This is a genomic window from Spirosoma validum (assembly GCF_014699035.1).
In the GTDB taxonomy this organism is placed as follows: domain Bacteria; phylum Bacteroidota; class Bacteroidia; order Cytophagales; family Spirosomataceae; genus Spirosoma; species Spirosoma validum.
Window position 1 is genome coordinate 264,604 of sequence record NZ_JACXAA010000006.1, and the last position, 18,948, is coordinate 283,551.

At 45.2% G+C, this 18,948-nt stretch carries 17 protein-coding genes, 1 tRNA gene and 1 pseudogene; 8 read left to right on the forward strand and 11 right to left on the reverse strand.

The window, feature by feature from the left end; all coding sequences use genetic code 11:
- The 3 genes from IC230_RS17820 to IC230_RS17830 form a co-directional block, all read right to left on the reverse strand.
- Positions 1 to 1,272, reverse strand: a complete 1,272-nt coding sequence (locus tag IC230_RS17820) for a glycerophosphodiester phosphodiesterase (protein WP_191040394.1) — start codon at positions 1,270 to 1,272, stop codon at positions 1 to 3.
- Positions 1,269 to 2,069, reverse strand: a complete 801-nt coding sequence (locus IC230_RS17825) for a hypothetical protein (protein WP_223860698.1) — start codon at positions 2,067 to 2,069, stop codon at positions 1,269 to 1,271. The genes IC230_RS17820 and IC230_RS17825 overlap by 4 nt, the downstream gene beginning before the upstream one ends.
- A 114-nt stretch (positions 2,070 to 2,183) precedes the next feature.
- Positions 2,184 to 2,256, reverse strand: a tRNA-Met gene (locus IC230_RS17830).
- 146 nt (positions 2,257 to 2,402) lie between these two features.
- On the opposite strand from IC230_RS17830, the gene era reads away from it, so the two are divergent.
- Positions 2,403 to 3,323 (forward strand): GTPase Era, encoded by a 921-nt coding sequence (gene era / locus IC230_RS17835; RefSeq protein ID WP_191040395.1) that lies wholly within the window; start codon positions 2,403 to 2,405, stop codon positions 3,321 to 3,323.
- 93 nt (positions 3,324 to 3,416) lie between these two features.
- Positions 3,417 to 4,724 (forward strand): ribosome biogenesis GTPase Der, encoded by a 1,308-nt coding sequence (gene der / locus IC230_RS17840; RefSeq protein ID WP_191040396.1) that lies wholly within the window; start codon positions 3,417 to 3,419, stop codon positions 4,722 to 4,724.
- Positions 4,725 to 4,908: 184 nt separating this feature from the next.
- Here the strand turns inward: der and IC230_RS17845 are convergent, their stop codons facing one another.
- Positions 4,909 to 5,718 (reverse strand): alpha/beta fold hydrolase, encoded by an 810-nt coding sequence (locus IC230_RS17845; protein ID WP_191040397.1) that lies wholly within the window; start codon positions 5,716 to 5,718, stop codon positions 4,909 to 4,911.
- A gap of 30 nt (positions 5,719 to 5,748) precedes the next feature.
- On the opposite strand from IC230_RS17845, the gene IC230_RS17850 reads away from it, so the two are divergent.
- From IC230_RS17850 to IC230_RS17860, 3 genes are all read left to right on the forward strand, one after another.
- Positions 5,749 to 6,207, forward strand: a complete 459-nt coding sequence (locus IC230_RS17850; RefSeq protein WP_191040398.1) for a MaoC family dehydratase — start codon at positions 5,749 to 5,751, stop codon at positions 6,205 to 6,207.
- A 91-nt stretch (positions 6,208 to 6,298) separates the two neighbouring features.
- Entirely contained in the window at positions 6,299 to 7,468 is a 1,170-nt protein-coding gene (locus IC230_RS17855) for an acyl-CoA dehydrogenase (RefSeq protein ID WP_317171802.1), read from the forward strand.
- A gap of 174 nt (positions 7,469 to 7,642) precedes the next feature.
- Complete coding sequence (locus IC230_RS17860; protein ID WP_191040399.1) at positions 7,643 to 8,569, forward strand: AraC family transcriptional regulator; 927 nt, start codon at positions 7,643 to 7,645, stop codon at positions 8,567 to 8,569.
- Between the two features lie 92 nt (positions 8,570 to 8,661).
- On the opposite strand, the gene IC230_RS17865 is transcribed toward IC230_RS17860, so the two are convergent.
- The 5 genes from IC230_RS17865 to IC230_RS17885 all read right to left on the reverse strand — a co-directional run bounded on the left by IC230_RS17865 (position 8,662) and on the right by IC230_RS17885 (position 11,347).
- Positions 8,662 to 9,102: an energy transducer TonB gene (locus IC230_RS17865; RefSeq protein WP_191040400.1), complete on the reverse strand. Its 441-nt coding sequence runs from the start codon at positions 9,100 to 9,102 to the stop codon at positions 8,662 to 8,664.
- Positions 9,103 to 9,105: 3 nt separating this feature from the next.
- Positions 9,106 to 9,879, reverse strand: coding sequence for a geranylgeranylglyceryl/heptaprenylglyceryl phosphate synthase (locus IC230_RS17870; RefSeq protein WP_223860699.1), 774 nt, complete (start codon positions 9,877 to 9,879; stop codon positions 9,106 to 9,108).
- On the reverse strand, positions 9,839 to 10,363 hold the full coding sequence (locus tag IC230_RS17875; RefSeq protein ID WP_191040402.1) for a hypothetical protein: 525 nt from the start codon (positions 10,361 to 10,363) through the stop codon (positions 9,839 to 9,841). The genes IC230_RS17870 and IC230_RS17875 overlap by 41 nt, the downstream gene beginning before the upstream one ends.
- Before the next feature lie 36 nt (positions 10,364 to 10,399).
- The gene (locus tag IC230_RS17880) at positions 10,400 to 10,825 is read right to left on the reverse strand and encodes a phage holin family protein (protein ID WP_191040403.1); all 426 of its coding nucleotides are present in this window, start codon (positions 10,823 to 10,825) and stop codon (positions 10,400 to 10,402) included.
- 135 nt (positions 10,826 to 10,960) lie between these two features.
- The gene (locus IC230_RS17885) at positions 10,961 to 11,347 is read right to left on the reverse strand and encodes a TraR/DksA family transcriptional regulator (RefSeq protein WP_191040404.1); all 387 of its coding nucleotides are present in this window, start codon (positions 11,345 to 11,347) and stop codon (positions 10,961 to 10,963) included.
- Positions 11,348 to 11,680: 333 nt separating this feature from the next.
- On the opposite strand from IC230_RS17885, the gene IC230_RS17890 reads away from it, so the two are divergent.
- Both IC230_RS17890 and IC230_RS17895 read left to right on the forward strand, forming a co-directional pair.
- Positions 11,681 to 12,955 carry a Glu/Leu/Phe/Val family dehydrogenase gene (locus IC230_RS17890; RefSeq protein ID WP_191040405.1) on the forward strand — a complete coding sequence of 425 codons (1,275 nt, stop codon included), beginning with the start codon at positions 11,681 to 11,683 and terminating at the stop codon, positions 12,953 to 12,955.
- Between the two features lie 112 nt (positions 12,956 to 13,067).
- Entirely contained in the window at positions 13,068 to 13,733 is a 666-nt protein-coding gene (locus tag IC230_RS17895) for a phosphatidylserine decarboxylase family protein (protein WP_191040406.1), read from the forward strand.
- 117 nt (positions 13,734 to 13,850) lie between these two features.
- Here the strand turns inward: IC230_RS17895 and IC230_RS17900 are convergent, their stop codons facing one another.
- Positions 13,851 to 14,657 (reverse strand): SMP-30/gluconolactonase/LRE family protein, encoded by an 807-nt coding sequence (locus IC230_RS17900; RefSeq protein ID WP_191040407.1) that lies wholly within the window; start codon positions 14,655 to 14,657, stop codon positions 13,851 to 13,853.
- 248 nt (positions 14,658 to 14,905) lie between these two features.
- Between IC230_RS17900 and IC230_RS17905 the strand changes: the two are divergent.
- Positions 14,906 to 16,594: pseudogene (locus IC230_RS17905) on the forward strand (GMC family oxidoreductase).
- Here IC230_RS17905 and IC230_RS17910 read toward each other — a convergent pair.
- The gene (locus IC230_RS17910) at positions 16,577 to 18,871 is read right to left on the reverse strand and encodes an ATP-dependent helicase (RefSeq protein WP_191040408.1); all 2,295 of its coding nucleotides are present in this window, start codon (positions 18,869 to 18,871) and stop codon (positions 16,577 to 16,579) included. The pseudogene IC230_RS17905 and the gene IC230_RS17910 sit on opposite strands and share 18 nt — an antisense overlap.
- Positions 18,872 to 18,948: the final 77 nt, after the last annotated feature.

An 18,948-nucleotide genomic window follows, 5' to 3' on the forward strand; every position in this document is an offset into this window, starting at 1 on the left:
CTATTGCTGTTCGCTATAGTGGTAGTAGGCAACAACCGACGAATAATTAGACAGGATTCCATCGAAATTGTTCTGACTAACAAATTCCTGGATAAACTTCGGCTCGTCGAGTGTCCAGACGAATACCGTTGTTCCCTCGGCTTTCATCGCTAAGACTTCCTGTGTTTGCGGGCCAAGCGTCCAGCGAGGGGCCCAAATACGAGCGCCTAAACTTCGGGTGATAGCCGTATCCAGTTCGCACAGAATCGGTGTATTATCTTTATTTGCTAAGGCTTTGTATTGATCTACAGCCTCTGTAGTGGGTAATCCGATGATAATTCGCAGGTTACGTCGGTTCAGAATAGCCTTCTGGCGATACTTCTGCTGAATAGCCTGTACCTTATCCATTGGCCCAATGTATTTGGTATCGAGCCAGACCAAACTGAGTGACGTATTCGTCACAACGGTTTCGAGTGCTTCTTCCAGCGTTGGAATTTTTTCGCCGTTCACCAGCCTGACGAGCGTATTCAACTGTTCATACGTGTAATTCTCGATAGGCCCGGTTAGGCCATTTTTCTGAATAAGCCGTAGATTCAGCGCATTATCGTGATACAAAATAGGAACGCCATCTTTCGTATAGCGCACATCGATCTCAATCCCGGTTGCTCCTAATCGTGAAGCCAGTTTGATCATCTCGACCGAATTTTCAGAGACGGGCAGTAAATCAGATGTTCGTCCCCCGCTTCGGTGAGCCATGATAGAGAAGGGCCTCGAGTTCAGCGGACGACGATACGTAAGCGTCAGCTTCTGCGTCGGCGATGCTTTGTCATTACTATATAAACCCTCCAGCACAAGCGTATCTGCGGTTTCCAGCTTGTTGGTGTCATAAACTTGTAATCTACCGTTGTGCTTGGATTTCACCGTCAATTGAACCAGACCTGTCGACGTATTCACTAATTTTCGCCAATATCCATTTAGTACCAGACTATCAGCCTTAGGATTTCCTTCCAGATTGAAGTAACCAGCATCTGTTCCCGTAAAAATGGAAAGGTAATGATTCGTATCGGCCCCATTGAGCAGGTATGTCCACTTTAATACCACCTGACCACCGAATTGACCCGCACCATCCGAAACGGCATAAACACCCTCCATACTCTGCCGAACTGAAGGGACAAAATGACCAGCACCGGGTGTGTTATTGAAGGCATAGGGCACCGGCGCTTCATAATTCTTCCGGCAACTGCCAGTCAGTATGAGTAGTACACCCAGCAAAAAATAGATAACCGATTTCACAGAATAAAGCCGAAAATAAATTGTGGATAGAAAAGATTTCGGTCAAACGTATCATAGAGTGACCAGAGTTGCCAGTTGAAATTTGAGTAGGCCGCTCGAAAACCAACCGAAACATGCTGTTGCTTATAAAACGGTTGCTCCAGCATAAACGTAAAAGCTACCCCATTCACCCGTCGACGATCATACGTAACGGCCAGGTTCCCCACCTGTGACCGATAATACAAATCCATAATTGCTTCCGACTTAACCGTCAGTTGAACATCTCTGGTGAATCGATAGCCTACCGACACAGATGGAAAGGCCTGTACACCATAGGCTTGGCTATTGAATACATCTTTGATCGCTAGGGCGCCAAACCAACCCGTTATATCAATGCCGGGCGCAATAAAAAGCCGATCGGTAAGCTGACTCGACCAACGTAAGCCAGCGCCTACATTACTCTGCACAATCTGCGTTTGTATACGTCCAATGGCATAAAGACGTTTCGTTAAACCACGCTGAATGTTAAAATCAATAGCCGGTACGCTCACGCGAATCTCCTCAGTCAGTTCAGGCGGAGTAGTGGTAAACACCAGTCCAATGGATTTACGGGTTTTGCCAGGAAGCGGAGCCTGCGGGAAGTAAATAGCTGGCTGTCGCGCATCAGGCTGAACGTAGCGGGGATGCTCTGGCGCAAAGACGCGCTTTGGTCTGGGCAGATGGCTGTACCTAGTTCGTTGACGCTGCGCGTCAGCTGACAGACTGATCAGCAATAAGCACACTACCCACGTATACAGCCGTATATATTGAGAATACATCACTCACAAATTAGGAAACAATTGTCAAGTGAAGTAAACTCTTACAAAAGGGCTTATGTTATCACAGATTTGTGAAACGAAAAAAGCCACTGAATTTCAGTGGCTTTTACTTAGTAGCGGGAGCTGGACTCGAACCAGCGACCTTTGGGTTATGAGCCCAACGAGCTACCAACTGCTCCATCCCGCGGTGTTGGGATTGCAAAAGTACGACGACTTTCTGGAAATACAACTATCTTTGTTAAAAAAAAGTTTATACTCTCTCGGAAACGTTTTTCTGAAATAGAGAGTTGTCTACCAAAGCTACTGGTAATCAGCCAGTGGGATCACCTCAGCATGAATACGGAAATTATCCAGAATTTTCCGGCCGATCATAAGGCCGGCTTCGTTAGTATCGTCGGTAAGCCCAATGTCGGTAAGTCAACGCTGATGAATCAACTCGTTGGTGAGCGTCTATCGATCATCACCTCGAAGGCACAGACCACCCGCCACCGCATTATGGGTATCCTGAATGGAACGCATAATGGCCAGGAATTCCAGCTTGTTTATTCCGACACTCCCGGCATCATCAAACCTCAGTATAAGCTTCAGGAGTCAATGATGAGCTTTGTGCGCGGGTCAATTGAGGATGCCGACGTAGTACTGTTCGTAACTGATATTTTCGAGCAGCACGATGAAAACGACGTAATTGAAAGGCTGCAAAAATCGGAAGTACCTGTTCTGCTGCTGATTAACAAGATCGATCAGGCTACGCAGGCCCAGGTTAATGAGAAGATTGTCTACTGGCATGAGCGTTTTAACGCTCAGGAAATCATTCCAATATCAGCGCTGAATAACTTCAATACCGATAAGGTATTTGATGGTATCATCAGCCGCTTGCCGCAACACCCACCTTATTTCCCGAAAGATGAACTGACGGATAGGCCTGAGCGCTTTTTCGCATCGGAGATTATTCGGGAGAAAATTTTCCTGAACTACAAAAAAGAAGTCCCCTACAGCAGCGAAGTTGTTGTAACGGGCTTTAAGGAAAAAGAAGATATCATTGTTATTCAGGCTGAAATTCTGGTTGAACGGGCTACCCAACGGGCTATTTTGCTGGGTGAAGGTGGTAAGATGATCAAGAAAACGGGCATTATGGCTCGCGAAGAACTCGAACGTTTCTTCGGTAAAAAAGTATTTTTAGAACAATTCGTCAAAGTAGAACCTGACTGGCGTCAAAAAGAGCGAATGCTCAAGCGGTTAGGGTATGATGAATAAAAGGAGTTAGAGGATGAAAGGAAAAAATAGGAAGGATCTGACTCCTACTCTCTTTTCCCTTTCTTCTTCTCCTCCCTTTTCTCCTTTATAATCATGGCAAATATTGTTGCAATCGTTGGCCGCCCAAACGTGGGTAAGTCTACGCTGTTTAATCGCCTGACGGAACAACGGCAGGCCATTATGGATAACCAAAGTGGTGTTACGCGCGACCGGCATTACGGCACGGCTGAGTGGAACAACAATTATTTTACCGTCATCGATACGGGTGGCTATGTTGTTGGCTCCGAAGACGTTTTCGAGGAATCAATTCGGGAACAAGTCGAAATTGCTATTCAGGAATCGACCGTGCTTTTATTTGTGGTTGATACACAAACAGGCATTACAGGCTTAGATGAAGATTTTGCACACGTATTACGCCGGTCTAAGAAACCAGTATACGTAGTAGCTAATAAAGCAGAAACAGCAGAACGATCACACGCTGCGGCTGAATTCTATGCGCTGGGCTTGGGTGATCCTTACCCAATTTCGTCACAAACGGGCACGGGTACCGGCGATTTATTAGACGAGATCGTTACGCATTTTCCAAATACAGGTATTGAAAATCCAGATGCGGGTATTCCACGCATTGCTATTCTGGGTCGGCCTAATGTAGGCAAGTCGTCGTTTCTAAACGTACTGACGGGCCAGGACCGTAGTATTGTGACCGACATTGCCGGAACGACCCGCGACGCTATTGACACGCGTTACAAAGCCTACGGCAAAGATTTTATTCTGACGGACACGGCCGGAATCCGACGCAAAGCCCGTATTCAGGACAACATCGAATTTTATTCGACGCTACGTTCAATCAAGGCGATGGAAGAGTCGGACGTGTGCATCATCCTGCTCGATGCTACGCGGGGACTCGAATCGCAGGACATGACTATTATCGGCCAGGCTGTAAAAGCGAAGAAAGGTGTTGTGATTATGGTCAATAAGTGGGATGCTGTTGAGAAAGACCACCGAACCGCCGACGTATTGCGGAAGGAGATGATCCAACGGCTGATGCCTATCGATTACCTACCAATCATTTTCGCGTCAGTTCATGAAAAACAGCGAATTTTTCAGGTGATGGAGAAGGCGATGGAAGTCTACGAGAACAAGAACAAGAAGGTTGCCACGTCAAAACTGAATGAGGCTATGCAACCTGAAATCGAAAAATATCCGCCACCAGCCATCAAAGGAAAGCATATCAAAATTAAGTATATGCTTCAGGTGCCAACGCCTTCGCCAACGTTCGTGTTTTTCTGTAATCTACCGCAGTATGTCCAGGAAGCGTATCAGCGTTTTTTGGAGAATCGACTTCGAGACCATTTCGATTTTACGGGTGTGCCGCTCACGCTGTTCTTCCGGCAGAAATAAACATAGCGAATTAAAAAACAGGAATAGCCAGAACCAGTCAGGATTGACCGGTTCTGGCTATTTTTTGCTCCTTTTCTACTGAAAAACCCCTGCGCCGGTTGTGTTTGTTTTGTGGTTAACGCTGACCAAGCCACTACGTATTTTAGGTAGGTTAGCTCTTCATTCTTGCATTGTCATCACTGATTCAATACGTACGAACAAGTTGCTCTGTCGCTAATTCTATCAAGCGATTGTGCCCTGTTTTCAAAACCGTTAATTCATAGTTCCGGAGCTTCTTCGTTAACGGCAGGATGTATGCTCCTGGCACAAGTCGGTCAAAAGCACCGGTAAAAAAATAAACACGTACTTCGTTAGTAGTCAACCGTTTGCCGACTAGATCTAAATTGGGTTGGACACGTCGAAACTGTGTCCAGCTTTTATATACCTGCTCTCGCTGGTCGAATGTGCTGAGCGAAATTTCGACGAATCGCATAACCGTTCGGTTGAGTAGGCCAACCTGCGTTAAGATATGTCCCAACCCATGTAGAAGCGGTAGGTGGCGCAGTACGTATCGAAACAGCCTACGACCCAGCTTAGAGCCGGTTGCCAATTCATACCAAAAACTACGCGTAATCCCATCTGGAGCAATTAAGATTAGCTGATCAATTCGGTCGGAGAAATTATCAGCAGTTGTCAGAGCAAACCGGCCGCCCAAACTAAAACCCATCAGCGAGAACCGATCGATACATTGTTCAAGCAAAAAGGCCTGAATTATTCGATACCAATCCTTTTTAGCCAACAACTGGCTGCCTACGTATCGACTATGGCCATGAAAAAATAAATCTATAGCAAAAACGGTAAACCGATCTCCCAAGTGCTTTTCTATTGGTAAATATACTTGGCTGGTTTGCCCAAATCCGTGAAAGGCCAGTAGCGTAGCCGGACCATGTCCGACTTTTCGGTAGGCTACAGAATGGCCTTCAAACGGAAATAGCTGAACGTCAGGTAGGGGCATATCAGCAAAATTGCATAAACCCAGACAACGATGCTAACCTTTGGAAATTTAAACGAGTTTGCCGCTCATACCGGGCAATCACTCGGCGAAACAGACTATGTTTTTATTACCCAGGAAATGGTCGATCTTTTTGCACAAGCTACCGGGGATCATCAATGGATTCATACGGATTCCGAACGAGCTGCTCTTGAATCACCCTATAAAACGACTATTGCGCATGGTTTTTTAACCCTCTCACTGGCGCCTAAATTCATGGCTGAACTCTATCGGGTTGAGTCAGTAACGATGGGTATCAATTACGGAGCAAATAAAATCCGCTTCACAAATGCGGTTCCTGTCGGAAGTAATTTGCGAATGAGAGCGTGGTTGCGGCAGGCAGACTTACAGGGAAAGGCACTTAGAGTTACCATCGAATGCGTTTTTGACATAGAAGGCGAAGATAAACCTGCCTGTGTAGCCGAATTGATTACGTTGCTAACTGAGTCCTGATGTAAATTAGAAGAACAGTATGCATGCATACTATTGTCTCGTTTTTTCTTATTTTTACCGAACTCATTGTAGATAATAAGACAGGATTTACATGGCAACGCAAACGCTGGAGTTACAGGGACTGAATTTTAATTTGTCGGAAGAGCATCTGGCTGTACAGGAAGCCGCTCGTAGTTTTGCCCAGAATGAACTCCTTCCGGGTATTGTCGAGCGTGACAACGAAGCTCGATTCCCAGCCGAGCAAGTCAAACGGATGGGCGAATTGGGGTTTATGGGCATGATGGTCTCGCCAGAATACGGTGGTGGCGGTATGGATGCTGTGTCTTACGTGCTGGCGATGGAGGAGATTTCCAAAATTGATGCATCAGCCTCGGTTGTCATGTCGGTGAACAACTCATTAGTTTGCTATGGGCTGGAAGCTTACGGTACGGAGGAGCAAAAACAGAAGTATTTGACGAAACTGGCTTCTGGGCAAGTTATTGGCGCATTTTGTCTTTCAGAACCAGAAGCGGGCTCCGACGCTACGTCACAAGCCACGACCGCTGAAGACGAAGGTGATTATTATTTGCTAAATGGAACCAAGAACTGGATTACCAACGGCAATTCGTCCAGCGTGTGCCTGGTGATTGCACAAACGGATCGAGAGAAAAAACACCGGGGCATCAACTGCCTTATTGTTGAGAAAGGAACACCTGGGTTTGTGGTTGGGAAAAAAGAAGATAAAATGGGTATTCGGGCTTCAGATACTCATTCATTACTTTTTACAGATGTAAAAGTGCCTAAGGAAAACCGCGTTGGTGAAGATGGTTTCGGCTTTAAATTCGCGATGTCGACGCTCAATGGTGGCCGAATAGGCATTGCTGCCCAGGCGTTAGGCATTGCCGCTGGCGCGTATGAACTGGCTCTAAAGTATAGCCAGGAACGGAAAGCGTTCGGAAAGCAGATCTTTGACCATCAGGCGATTCAGTTCAAATTGGCCGAAATGGCAACTAAGATTGAAGCGGCTCGTCTGCTTGTTTATAAAGCGGCCAGGCTGAAAGATGAGCATAAAGACTATGTACAGGCGGCTGCGATGGCTAAATTGTTTGCCTCTGAAGTGGCGATGTGGACTACTACCGAAGCCGTACAAATTCATGGCGGATACGGTTATGTAAAAGAATTCCACGTGGAGCGGCTGATGCGTGACGCAAAAATTACTCAGATTTATGAGGGTACATCGGAAATCCAAAAATTAGTTATTGCCCGCGAGCTCGTTCGCTAAGAATTTTCTTGGTAAAATAGAATTTTTCAAAAGAGATAGTGCGTGTTCAATCTGAAAACGCACTATTTTTTTTATATTTTGGAAACATTTATACTTTTATTAGTTTTGTACAAATTATTAGTTTTGTGCAACTTTGCATGTAGGCACAGATTTTAGCGTTACACCCTTTCAGCTATGGAAGATTATAATAAAATTATCGAATCATTGGGCGTTAAGTTCATTAAAGCCCGTAATATTCGGATTTTACAGCCGATCACCATCAAGAATTTCTATGATGTTGAGAATACCCTGCTGATTTTGTATAACGGTGAGGTATCTATCGGTGATGAAAAGATAAAAGTAGACGTGGGGGATATGCTGTTTATACCAGGAGGTAAGCATGTTACCGTTACGTATGGCGATCCATCGAATCCTAAGACTGTCTCAAACGAGGAGTTCATGACCCATCGCGAGTCGTACTGGGAAGGCAATCATGACCCTAAACTCATTGGGCATCTTCCTAATTCGTTCGGATATGTGTCATTCGAAGCTAAAGTGTTTGACTCGGTCAACTTCTTCAATTCGTTAGATGTGCCTCCCTTTATTATCAAACGGGAAGAGCATCTGGCCACAACGATTGACCAGATATTAGCTGAAGATATGACGGATCTGGCCGGAAAAGGGCGGATCATTAAAATCAAGACGGAAGAGATTGTCATTGAGGTAGTTCGATACATCCTTAAGAATCACTTGTTTGTCGAACAGTTAGTCACGAATAGTACTTACTTCAAAGATCCCCGCCTGATCGACATTTTTGCTTATATCAAGGAAAATCTCGGGGGTGATCTGTCGAACAAAGTGCTGGCCAACGTAGCGAACGTCTCGGAAGACTATGTTGGGCAATACTTCAAAATGCTGACGGGCATTAACCCGCAGGATTATATCGAATATCAGCGGATGGAAGCAGCGGTGGGCTTACTACGTACCAGTAAGAAAAGTATCCGTGCTATCGGTTCAGAGGTAGGTTATAAAGACACAGCTTACTTCTGCCGTCGATTTAAGATGATGTTCGGCATTCCGGCGGGTAAAATGCGTCGTCGTGAGTCGTTAATGAACGTGTAGACAAAGGAGACGAAAGGAAAAGAAAAAAGGAGGAAGGATTCATCACTGAAATTACCTTCCTCCTTTTTTCTTTTCCTTTCCTGTCTTGTTACTTACTGCAGGTTAACCTCAATGGGTAGCGTGTAAAATACAGCTACAGGCTTCCCTCCCACTTCACCAGGTTGCCAGCGGGGCATTTTTTCTACGGCTGTAATAATCGACGTCAGATAGCCCTGCATTCTTTTTTGGGCTTTTTTGTCTAGTGGTTTTGTCGTTATTCGAACATCATGCACAAAGCCCAGATTATCGACAATGAATTTAGCCGAGATAGGGCCTGTATTGAAATTCTTTCGAAGAAGTGCATTAGGAATACGTATATTCTCAGCTAAATACAGACTTAGCGCAGTCGGTCCACCCGGATATTCAGGCTGCCGTTCAGCTATAGTATAGACTTTTTCATTAAGAGATTGGGCAAAAACACTCGAGCAGGAAAACAGACTACTTAAGGATGCTATAGCTCCCAGGCAAAGCAAGACCAGGACAAAACGTTTCATAACTTAGGCTTGAACAACAGATTGATTAAATTCCCGAATCACCGCCGACAGTTGTGGTAACAGATCGGGATCCTGCTCAATACCATTTCCGACTACAATCATATCGGCTCCTGCTTTTAAAGCTTCATAGGCTTTTTCACCAGAATTAATGCCTCCACCAACAATGAGAGGTAAATCGATGACAGCACGTACGGCATTAATCATGGCGGGTGTTACAGGCCAGCGTGCGCCACTGCCAGCGTCCAGATAAATTAGTTTTAGCCCAAGCATTTCTCCAGCCATTGCTGTGCACGCAGCTACTCCGGGTTTATCATGTGGGAGAGGCATTGTACCGCTTATGTAGGAAACAGTTGTTTGTGTTCCACTATCAACAAGCATATAGCCAGTCGGTAGGATTTCTAATCCGCTTTTTTTCAGTAGAGGTGCAGCAATAACGTGTTGCCCGATAAGAAATTCTGGATTACGCCCTGAAATAAGCGAGAGAAACAAAATGGCATCCGCCGAAGCGTCAATATGAAGCGGGTTACCAGGAAACAGTACAATCGGTACGTTGGAATGTTCACGAATTGTAGCAATGACTTCTTTGTGAATATAGTCAGTAACCAGACTACCGCCTACCAGAAAGAAATCAACGGGGAATTCGTTTGTGCGAAGCAGAAGATCAGAAAGCGCGTTCTGCTCGATCTTATCCGGATCGAGCAGAATAGCAAGTGCCTTCCGGCCAGAAAGCCTATAATTACGAAGTATAGTCAACAGGCTTTGTGGAAGCCTGTTCATGGTATTCGGTTGGTTCGGCAGTTGGATTGATGGCATTATTAGAACGGATGCGGGCTAAAAATCCGGTTAGCTGCTCACGGGCAATGTTAGTGAGAACAGAGGTTAATATTCCACCAATTAGCCCACTAGTAGCTGCGGAGGATTTTATTTGTTTCGCCTGCTGCTTTACGGCTTTATGATTTGACGGACGAGTAGAATCCTGGTCATCCTCATCGTCCTCTTCATAATCGTAGTCCAACTCATCTGGTTCACCATATTTCTCGGCATACCGGTATTCATCGGACTTAGGCAGAATGGCATTAACAACCAAATATACAGCTAAAGCGGCACCCGCGACAAACGCTGTTGTTTTACCAATCTCAGTTGCGTCCTCTTTGATGGATTCAACTCCATCCGTAATCGATGTTTTAAACTGCTCAGTGGCGGCCATTAACTGAGCCCGACGGGCCGTTGTATCAGCGAATGGTACTTTGGGATCTTCCATTTTATTTGTTCTGAGTTCGTATAAAGTTAAGTAATCTTATTGCGCAAGGCGACCAGCATTACTGATTGAGGAACGCGTCTGAGCCATTAATTCTTCAACAGCTTCTGACTTCTCCTCCGTTTTTTTCTCTTGGCTTTTCTTTATTGCACTATAAGCGGCTACTCTAATCTTTGACTTAAAGAAATCCTTAGCACCTATCCATAGAATACTTAATAGTAAGAAAAACCCAGCCACAATTAAAAAACCCAGATACCGGCTTTCGAGTAGTTCATTTAAATAAGCCGCCAGCAGAATAAATAAAAATATAGTTGTCATTGTTCCTAGCAAAGCCAGCACAATGCCATGAATTCCCACAACAACACCTTCTTCGAGTTTTCCCCGGCTTTCTAGCGTAAATAACTCAATTCGCGCTTCCAGATAACGGAATATATTCTCTCGAATTTCTTCCAGACGTTCTAACATAATCGTATACAATTAGATTTTACTCTGCGTTATTTACAAATAATGATCTAATTTGTTTGAAAAACAGGCAAAAAATAAAAATAGCCTGGTTAACGATACCGTAACCAAGCTATTTTTATGTATACTCGTTAAAACTTACTTCGACTGGCGTAATTTGGCCTCAATCGTTTGTTGCGTATGAGGTACGGCCCGCAGGCGCTCTTTAGGGATTAACTTGCCAGTATCCTTGCAGACGCCGTAGGTTCCGTTTTTAATACGTACCATTGCAGCATCTAACTGCTGAATAAATTTCTGTAAACGAGCGGCCAATTGGCTTAAATTTTCTCGTTCGCTGGTATCGGCTCCGTCTTCAAGAAGTTTAGAATTACCTGATGTATTGTCGGTGCCGCTGTCATTTCGTTTGCTAAGCGTTTCTTTAATATAATTTAGCTCACTACGGGTGGCATCAAGCTTCTGACTAATCAGTTCCTCAAACTCCTTTAAATCTTCTTCCGAATAACGCTTTTTCTCCTCTTGAACCATAGCAAGTACGTACGTTAGATGGGGACCCTTGTTTTGGCCACAAAAGTAATGCTTTGTCATTAGTATTTCAATGAATTATTAAAGTATCAACACTTTTTTCTAAAAACTTACTCAATTGGCATTCACTGATTTTTCAAATGAATATTCGGCAATAAATAAGCACTAGAAAAAACTCTTCTGAAAGATGCCTTATCTATAGATGATTATACTGTACATTATTTTTATATTAATCTTAGAAAAAATATACCTTTCATAATATTGTTATCGATTTGCTAAGTTTGTATGACACTTCACGCCCAAATTTGTTTCTAAGAAAGAAGTTAAAATAAGATCATGGCCTACATTGAACCAGCTCCAATAAAAGATAAAGAGAATCCGCTTGAATCAATGATGTCGCGTTTTGATGCCGCAGCCAAATTGGTGGGTATTTCAGACGAAATGTATGACATCTTAAAAGTACCAGCCCGACAGGTAATTGTTGGCTTACCCGTTACGATGGATAACGGTGCAATTAAAGTGTTTGAAGGATATCGTGTCCTTCACTCCAATATCCTTGGTCCGGCAAAGGGGGGAATTCGACTTGATCCAGGCGTAAACCTTGATGAAGTTCGGGCACTAGCGGCCTGGATGACCTGGAAATGCGCAGTTGTTGATATTCCTTACGGAGGTGCTAAGGGTGGTATAGCCTGTAACCCAAGAGAAATGTCGGCAGGGGAAATTGAACGGCTCATTCGACAGTACACAGTCGCCATGCTCGACGTAATTGGCCCCGATCGTGATATTCCTGCTCCTGACATGGGTACTGGCCCGCGCGAAATGGCCTGGATTGTGGATGAATACTCCAAGTCCAAAGGAATGACGGTTAACGGTGTTGTGACGGGTAAACCGCTAGTACTTGGTGGTTCCCTAGGACGTACTGAAGCTACAGGCCGGGGAGTTACCGTAGCCGCTCTGGCAGCTATGGATAAGTTACGCATGAACCCTTACCGGGCAACGGCTGCTGTGCAGGGTTTCGGCAATGTAGGTTCGTTTGCCGCTGAGTTACTCCATGAACGGGGTGTTACGGTAGTGGCCGTCAGTGACATTTCTGGGGGCTATTATAATAAGAGTGGGATTGACATTACAGCAGCTGTAAGTTACCGAAACTCGAACAAAGGAACGCTGGAAGGGTTTACTGGAGCAGAGAAGATTTCAAATGAAGAACTGCTGTCGTTAGCCGTAGATGTACTGGTTCCGGCTGCTAAAGAAGATGTTATTACCGACGATAATGCGGCTTCGATTCAGGCTAAAATGATTGTAGAAGGCGCAAATGGTCCTACATCGGCCAGTGCTGACGAGATTATTAATAGCAAAGGTATTCTTGTTGTTCCTGATATTCTGGCCAACGCGGGGGGCGTTACAGTGTCCTACTTTGAGTGGGTACAAAATCGAATTGGCTACAAGTGGACGCTTGATCGTGTAAATCGTCGCGCTGACCGCGTCATGAAAGACGCCTTTGACCGTGTATATGAAACCTCGCAGCGATACCAGGTTCCGCTGCGACTGGCGGCCTACATTGTTGCCATTGATAAAGTATCCAGTACGTATAAATTCCGGGGCGGATACTGATTTGGGATTTATGATTGCTGATTTGCGGTTATATAAACAGCCTGCTGTTCATTATAGCCTAACTTTGGCCTCTATAAATCTCAATCAGCCATCATAAATTACAGATTAACACATGCGTTTACACCGTGAAGGAAAAACAATAATGATTACGACAGGACTGGTACTGTTAGCCCTAAACCTGCTCGCTTATTTTTATTTATTTTCTGATAACCCAACTGCCATTACGTTATTGGCTGTAGTTAGCCTGGTTCTGTTCGTATTGGTCGTACAATTTTTCCGAATTCCGAACCGGTTGCTGACAACGGGTGATTTACAGGTTATTGCCCCAGCCGATGGTAAAGTTGTGGTGATTGAAGAAACCACCGAAAACGAATATTTTCAGGACCGTCGTCGGCAGGTTTCTATTTTTATGTCGCCCCTGAACGTACACGTTAATCGAAATCCTGTGTCGGGTATTGTCCGGTATTTCAAGTACTTTCCAGGGAAGTATTTAGTAGCTTGGCATCCAAAATCCAGTACAGAAAATGAGCGGACTACAGTCGTTGTTCAGATGGCCAACGGTGTAGAAGTGTTATTTCGTCAGATTGCAGGTGCTGTTGCACGACGTATCATTTGGTATGTAAAAGAAGGTCAACCCGTCAAGCAGGGCGACGAATTCGGATTTATAAAATTTGGCTCCCGCGTTGATGTGTTCCTGCCCCTGGATGCTGAGATAAACGTGCAAATTGGCGATGTTACAAAAGGAGGGGTTACAGTACTGGCCAAGCTAAAAGAGTAAAAGCTTAATAAAGTTTATCAAACACAGAAATTCCGAGAATACAAAGACCTGTGGACTATACAATCCACAGGTCTTTGTATTCTCGGAATTTCTGTGTTTGCTACGTTCGCTAATTATTTATATCGTAATACTCAGTAATTCACCTCTTTCGGTTTCCGTTACGACTAAGCCTAGATTGCCCGATGAATCGAACGTACAGTTAGAAGGGTTTTGACCGGGCAAGTGAATATCTCTTACGAACTGTCCTTCTCCAGAGAACACACGCACTACACCTGCTCCAAACACCGCTACGTATAGATTTCCATCAGGACCAACAGTCATACCATCAGGGCCGGGTATAGGGCCAGCATCCGGATTTTCGATAACTGTAGTCCAAACACGTATGGTCTCCCAGCTTATTCCCTTAGTATCCCAATAACCGCTCCAGATACGTTGCTGATGCGTTTCGGCGATTAATAATGTCCGGCGATCAGGAAGTAATGCCAGCCCATTAGGATATTGTAATCCATCTGCAATTATTTCGACAGACCCAGCGGCTGAAAAAACCGCTACGTAGCCTGCCAGACTGTCATCAGGTGACCCTGGACAAGTGACCAGCAAATTGCCATCATCATCAAAAAGAAGATCATTGGGCATGCTGAGGGGCTGACCGTTTATATCACTAAAAACAGTTTCTACCCTTTCGGTCCTGAGATTCATACGTCGAATCGAATTGTGGCCAGAATCGCAAAACCACAGGTGACCGTGGTGGCACGTTAGCCCATTAGGACGTCCACCAGTATGAATTCGTTTTGTAGAGCCATCAGCTTTGCGGCAAAATATACTTTCTCCTTCCTGCTCTACACACCAGAGATTGCCTGCTGCGTCAAATTCCGGACCTTCCGGGAAACGTAAATCCTTTGCCAGTACACGTATATCGTCCATAGTGAAAAGTCGTTGAGTTGCTATCTTTTATTCACAAAATACACCGCGCTATCCTGAAGGTTCACTTGAGTAAAGTAACCGAACCCCTGCAACTACACTTTATAAATCGAAGCTATTGGCTTTTGTTTAGAAATTATGACTTACATATGAATAAGTCTTAGGAAGTCATCTACGTACTAATCAATAGAATTAGTTTAATTTTATTCTTTATCAAATAAGTGATACGAGTACACTAGATTTTCTGATATATGACCTTCGATTACATTATTGTTGGCGCCGGATCGGCTGGGTGTGTGCTGGCGAATCGACTCTCTGCTGATCCTTCTAGCTCCATTCTTTTATTGGAAGCAGGCGGACCTGACACAAAAATGGAAATTCATATCCCTGCTGCTTATACTAAATTACATAGATCAGCGGTCGATTGGGGTTTCTGGACAGAGCCACAACGAGCACTTAACGGCCGGCGAATGTATCAACCGCGGGGGAAAACACTGGGAGGCTGTTCAGCCACGAACGCCATGGCCTATGTCCGGGGTAATGCTCTCGATTATGATGACTGGGAACAACTGGGAAATAAGGGCTGGGGTTATCAGGACGTGTTGCCTTACTTCATTCGTTCTGAACGTAATGAACAATATCATCAGCTTGACAGTGGCTATCATGGAAACAGCGGTCCGCTAAATGTTACGTATGCTACACGGTTTCATACTCCTTTAGCTAGTGCTTTTGTGGAAGCTTGTAAAGAGACAGGCATTCCACCCAATAATGACTACAATGGTACGCAGCAGGCAGGTGTAGGACTGTTTCAGTTCACGATGAAAGATGGTCGACGGCATAGTGTGGCATCAGCCTTTTTAAAACCCGTGATAAACCGATCGAACCTTAAGGTGATTACCCACGCTCATGCAACCCAGATCCTCATTCAAAACGACCGCGCCATTGGTGTTGAATTTATCACGGGCAAGAACGTAACACAACAGGCAACCGCTCGTAAGGAGGTTATTTTATCGGCGGGTGCTTTTCAGTCTCCTCAATTACTGATATTATCGGGCATTGGGCCAGTCGATACGTTGCAGGCGGTTGGTATTCCGGTGAAGAAGGAGTTACCCGGCGTTGGACAGAATTTGCAGGATCACGTATTTACCGGCATCAGCAGTTTAAGTTCGCTACGGGGTAGCTCTGCTAACTTTCATCTGAAGCCATCCAATCAACTCAAAGCGCTAACCCAATATCTCATTAATAGGACCGGACCGCTGACACTTGGTCCAATCGAAGCGGTGGCGTTTCTGAAATCAAGCCACATTATGTCGCAACCTGATTCAACTCAGCACTCATCAGGCAGGATAGATTCCGGACGGGTTGATATGCAGTTTCATTTTATTCCTGCGCACTTCGGTAATGATGATCGGACGGACGTTTATAATCTGGCTACGTATCCACACACCGATGGCTATACGATTTTGCCAACGCTACTAAAACCTAAAAGCCTCGGTTATATTGGATTACGCTCCGGAAATCCCCTCGATGCACCGCTAATCCAGCCGAACTACTTTGCGGATGAAGACGATCGACGTGTGTTAATCAGTGGTTTACGGAAAGTGATAGAAGTAAGTCAGGCCGATGCTTTTCATCCTTATAGTTTGTGAATCAATATGCCTAAAGATTACAGCTCAGATGAGGCACTTTGGCAGCATATCATTGACAAGGTAGAAACGGTTTACCATCCGGTTGGTACGTGCCGAATGGGACCAGCTTCGGATGAAATGTCCGTTGTAGACGATACGTTGCGGGTACGAGGCATCGACGGTTTACGGGTCGTCGATGCCTCTATTATGCCAACGATTGTATCAGGCAACACCAATGCTCCTGTTATCATGATCGCTGAAAAAGCAGCCGATCTTATTTTGGGAAAGCTGAATTTATTGAACCACACGTAGCTTCGCGAAGCTTAGCAATAAAACCTTCTCACCTGCCTGTTCAAACTGAATGGTTGCTTTCCGTTCAGTTCCATTGACGTCGACTTGTTTCACTGTTCCGAAACCGAACTTGGCATGTTCAACACGTTGCCCGGCTGCCAGATCAGCGGTGCTGGTGGGCGTAAAATCGGCAGAAGGCGTATGCGAGACAATTGGTTGTGGAGCCTGCGAACGGGCTGTTTTCTGAGCCAGCGATCGCACAAACGACATTGAACCACTCGATGTACTTTCACTCCGATCACGCTCGGGTCGATCGAAATCCATTCGACTGGGCGCTGAACGTAGCTTCGACATTTTCAGGTATCGCTGGTCCATTTCCATCAGAAAACGGCTTGGCTCGCACATCTTCAGACGACCGTAGTGATAACGCGTTTCAGCATACGACATTGACAGACGCTTTTCGGCGCGGGTAATCGCTACGTAAAACAGGCGCCGTTCCTCTTCCAGATCGTTACGACTTTCAAGCATCATCTGACTCGGAAACAAATCTTCTTCCAGCCCGACGATGTGTACGTTTTTAAATTCCAGGCCTTTAGCCGCGTGAATGGTCATCAACGTCACTCTGTCATTGTCGCCGTCGTCTTCCTTCTCATCTGCCGTTGTCAGCAGCGACACTGACTGAAGAAAAGCGCCAAGACTTTTCTCGTCATTATCCGGATTATCGACAAATTCCTTGATGGCATTCAACAATTCCTGTACGTTCTCGTACCGGGCTAAGCCTTCAACAGTTTTGTCGTCGTATAACTCCTTCAACAAACCCGAAGCCTTAGCAATGTGCGACGCTACGTCAAAAGCATCTTTCTGATCAAGCAGAAGTTTAAAACTTTTGATCAGGTCCGCAAACCCTTCGATAGCAATGGCCGCACGGCCCGCCACGTGTTTGCTAATTTCGGCAACAATCTCCCAGACAGAATCCTGTTTCTCGGCCGCAATGACGCTGATTTTTGCTACGGTTGTGTCGCCAATACCGCGCTTAGGCAGATTGATAATCCGTTTAAAAGCTTCCTCGTCCTGTTGATTGACCGTGAAGCGCAAATAGGCAATCAGATCTTTGATTTCTTTCCGCTGATAGAATGAAAGGCCACCAATGATTCGATACTTGATACTAACCTTGCGTAAAGCTTCTTCAAAGGCCCGCGACTGAGCGTTGGTACGGTATAGAATCGCAAAATCGTTGTTGGTCAGCGACTCGTTCATCTTCGTCTCAAAAATCGCGGACGCTACCAAACGCCCTTCTTCGTTGTCCGACGAAGCTTTAATGACGTCGATCAATGGACCGGCTTCATTGTCCGTAAAAACGTGTTTCTCTAATTGATGCTTGTTACGGGAGATAATCGAGTTGGCAGCCTCTACGATCGTTTTTGTGGATCGATAGTTTTGCTCCAGTTTTACAATCTTGACGTTTTCTTTGCCGTAATCGCGCTGGAAATTCAGGATGTTTTCGATGTTGGCCCCGCGGAAGGCATAAATACTTTGCGCGTCGTCGCCAACTACGCAGATATTCTGATGAACAGCCGCCAGTTTGCGTGTGATGAGATACTGCGATACGTTGGTATCCTGAAACTCATCGACCATTACATGCTGGAACTTATGCTGGTATTTATTCAGAATGTCCAGATGGTCGCGGAACAAGACATTCGTATTAAACAGCAGATCGTCGAAATCCATGGCGTTCGCCTGGAAACAACGTAACGCATACTGCCTGTAAATACGACCAATATGCGGCATTCGGGCCGATTCGTCATCTGCCTGAATCACTGAGTTATTAATGTAATCATCCGGGCCGATCAGCCGGTTTTTGGCTCCCGAAATCCTGGAGAAAACGCTGTTGACACGATATGTCTTATCGTCCAAACCCATTTCCTTAACGATACTACGTAGCAACGACTTTGAATCGTCGGTATCGTAAATCGAAAAGTTACTGGTATACCCAATGGCTTTGGCTTCGATACGTAGTATTTTGGCGAATACCGAGTGAAACGTACCCATCCAGATATTCCGCGCTTCAGTACCCACCACTTTTTCGATACGATGGCGCATCTCGCCAGCGGCTTTGTTTGTGAATGTCAGCGATAGAATTCGGAAGGGATCAACACCGTTTTCAATCAGATGGGCAATCCGGTAAGTCAGTACGCGAGTCTTGCCCGAACCGGCACCCGCTATAATCATCAGCGGGCCGTCGCCATGCATAACGGCCTCCCGCTGGGGTTCATTTAATCCAGAAATGTAATCAACCATTCAGCTCGTCTCTATCCTTCTATAACAAGTAAAGCTACGAAATAATTTGGTCAGGTAGAGAACAAACTAAAGTAAAC

Excerpts from the sequence above, each read along its gene's own strand:
- IC230_RS17825 (WP_223860698.1), bottom strand. The coding sequence starts at position 2,069 with ATGTATTCTCAATATATACGGCTGTATACGTGGGTAGTGTGCTTATTG.
- era (WP_191040395.1), top strand. The coding sequence starts at position 2,403 with ATGAATACGGAAATTATCCAGAATTTTCCGGCCGATCATAAGGCCGGC.
- der (WP_191040396.1), top strand. The coding sequence starts at position 3,417 with ATGGCAAATATTGTTGCAATCGTTGGCCGCCCAAACGTGGGTAAGTCT.
- IC230_RS17845 (WP_191040397.1), bottom strand. The coding sequence starts at position 5,718 with ATGCCCCTACCTGACGTTCAGCTATTTCCGTTTGAAGGCCATTCTGTA.
- IC230_RS17850 (WP_191040398.1), top strand. The coding sequence starts at position 5,749 with ATGCTAACCTTTGGAAATTTAAACGAGTTTGCCGCTCATACCGGGCAA.
- IC230_RS17855 (WP_317171802.1), top strand. The coding sequence starts at position 6,299 with ATGGCAACGCAAACGCTGGAGTTACAGGGACTGAATTTTAATTTGTCG.
- IC230_RS17860 (WP_191040399.1), top strand. The coding sequence starts at position 7,643 with ATGGAAGATTATAATAAAATTATCGAATCATTGGGCGTTAAGTTCATT.
- IC230_RS17865 (WP_191040400.1), bottom strand. The coding sequence starts at position 9,102 with ATGAAACGTTTTGTCCTGGTCTTGCTTTGCCTGGGAGCTATAGCATCC.
- IC230_RS17870 (WP_223860699.1), bottom strand. The coding sequence starts at position 9,879 with ATGAACAGGCTTCCACAAAGCCTGTTGACTATACTTCGTAATTATAGG.
- IC230_RS17875 (WP_191040402.1), bottom strand. The coding sequence starts at position 10,363 with ATGGAAGATCCCAAAGTACCATTCGCTGATACAACGGCCCGTCGGGCT.
- IC230_RS17880 (WP_191040403.1), bottom strand. The coding sequence starts at position 10,825 with ATGTTAGAACGTCTGGAAGAAATTCGAGAGAATATATTCCGTTATCTG.
- IC230_RS17885 (WP_191040404.1), bottom strand. The coding sequence starts at position 11,347 with ATGGTTCAAGAGGAGAAAAAGCGTTATTCGGAAGAAGATTTAAAGGAG.
- IC230_RS17890 (WP_191040405.1), top strand. The coding sequence starts at position 11,681 with ATGGCCTACATTGAACCAGCTCCAATAAAAGATAAAGAGAATCCGCTT.
- IC230_RS17895 (WP_191040406.1), top strand. The coding sequence starts at position 13,068 with ATGCGTTTACACCGTGAAGGAAAAACAATAATGATTACGACAGGACTG.
- IC230_RS17900 (WP_191040407.1), bottom strand. The coding sequence starts at position 14,657 with ATGGACGATATACGTGTACTGGCAAAGGATTTACGTTTCCCGGAAGGT.
- IC230_RS17910 (WP_191040408.1), bottom strand. The coding sequence starts at position 18,871 with ATGGTTGATTACATTTCTGGATTAAATGAACCCCAGCGGGAGGCCGTT.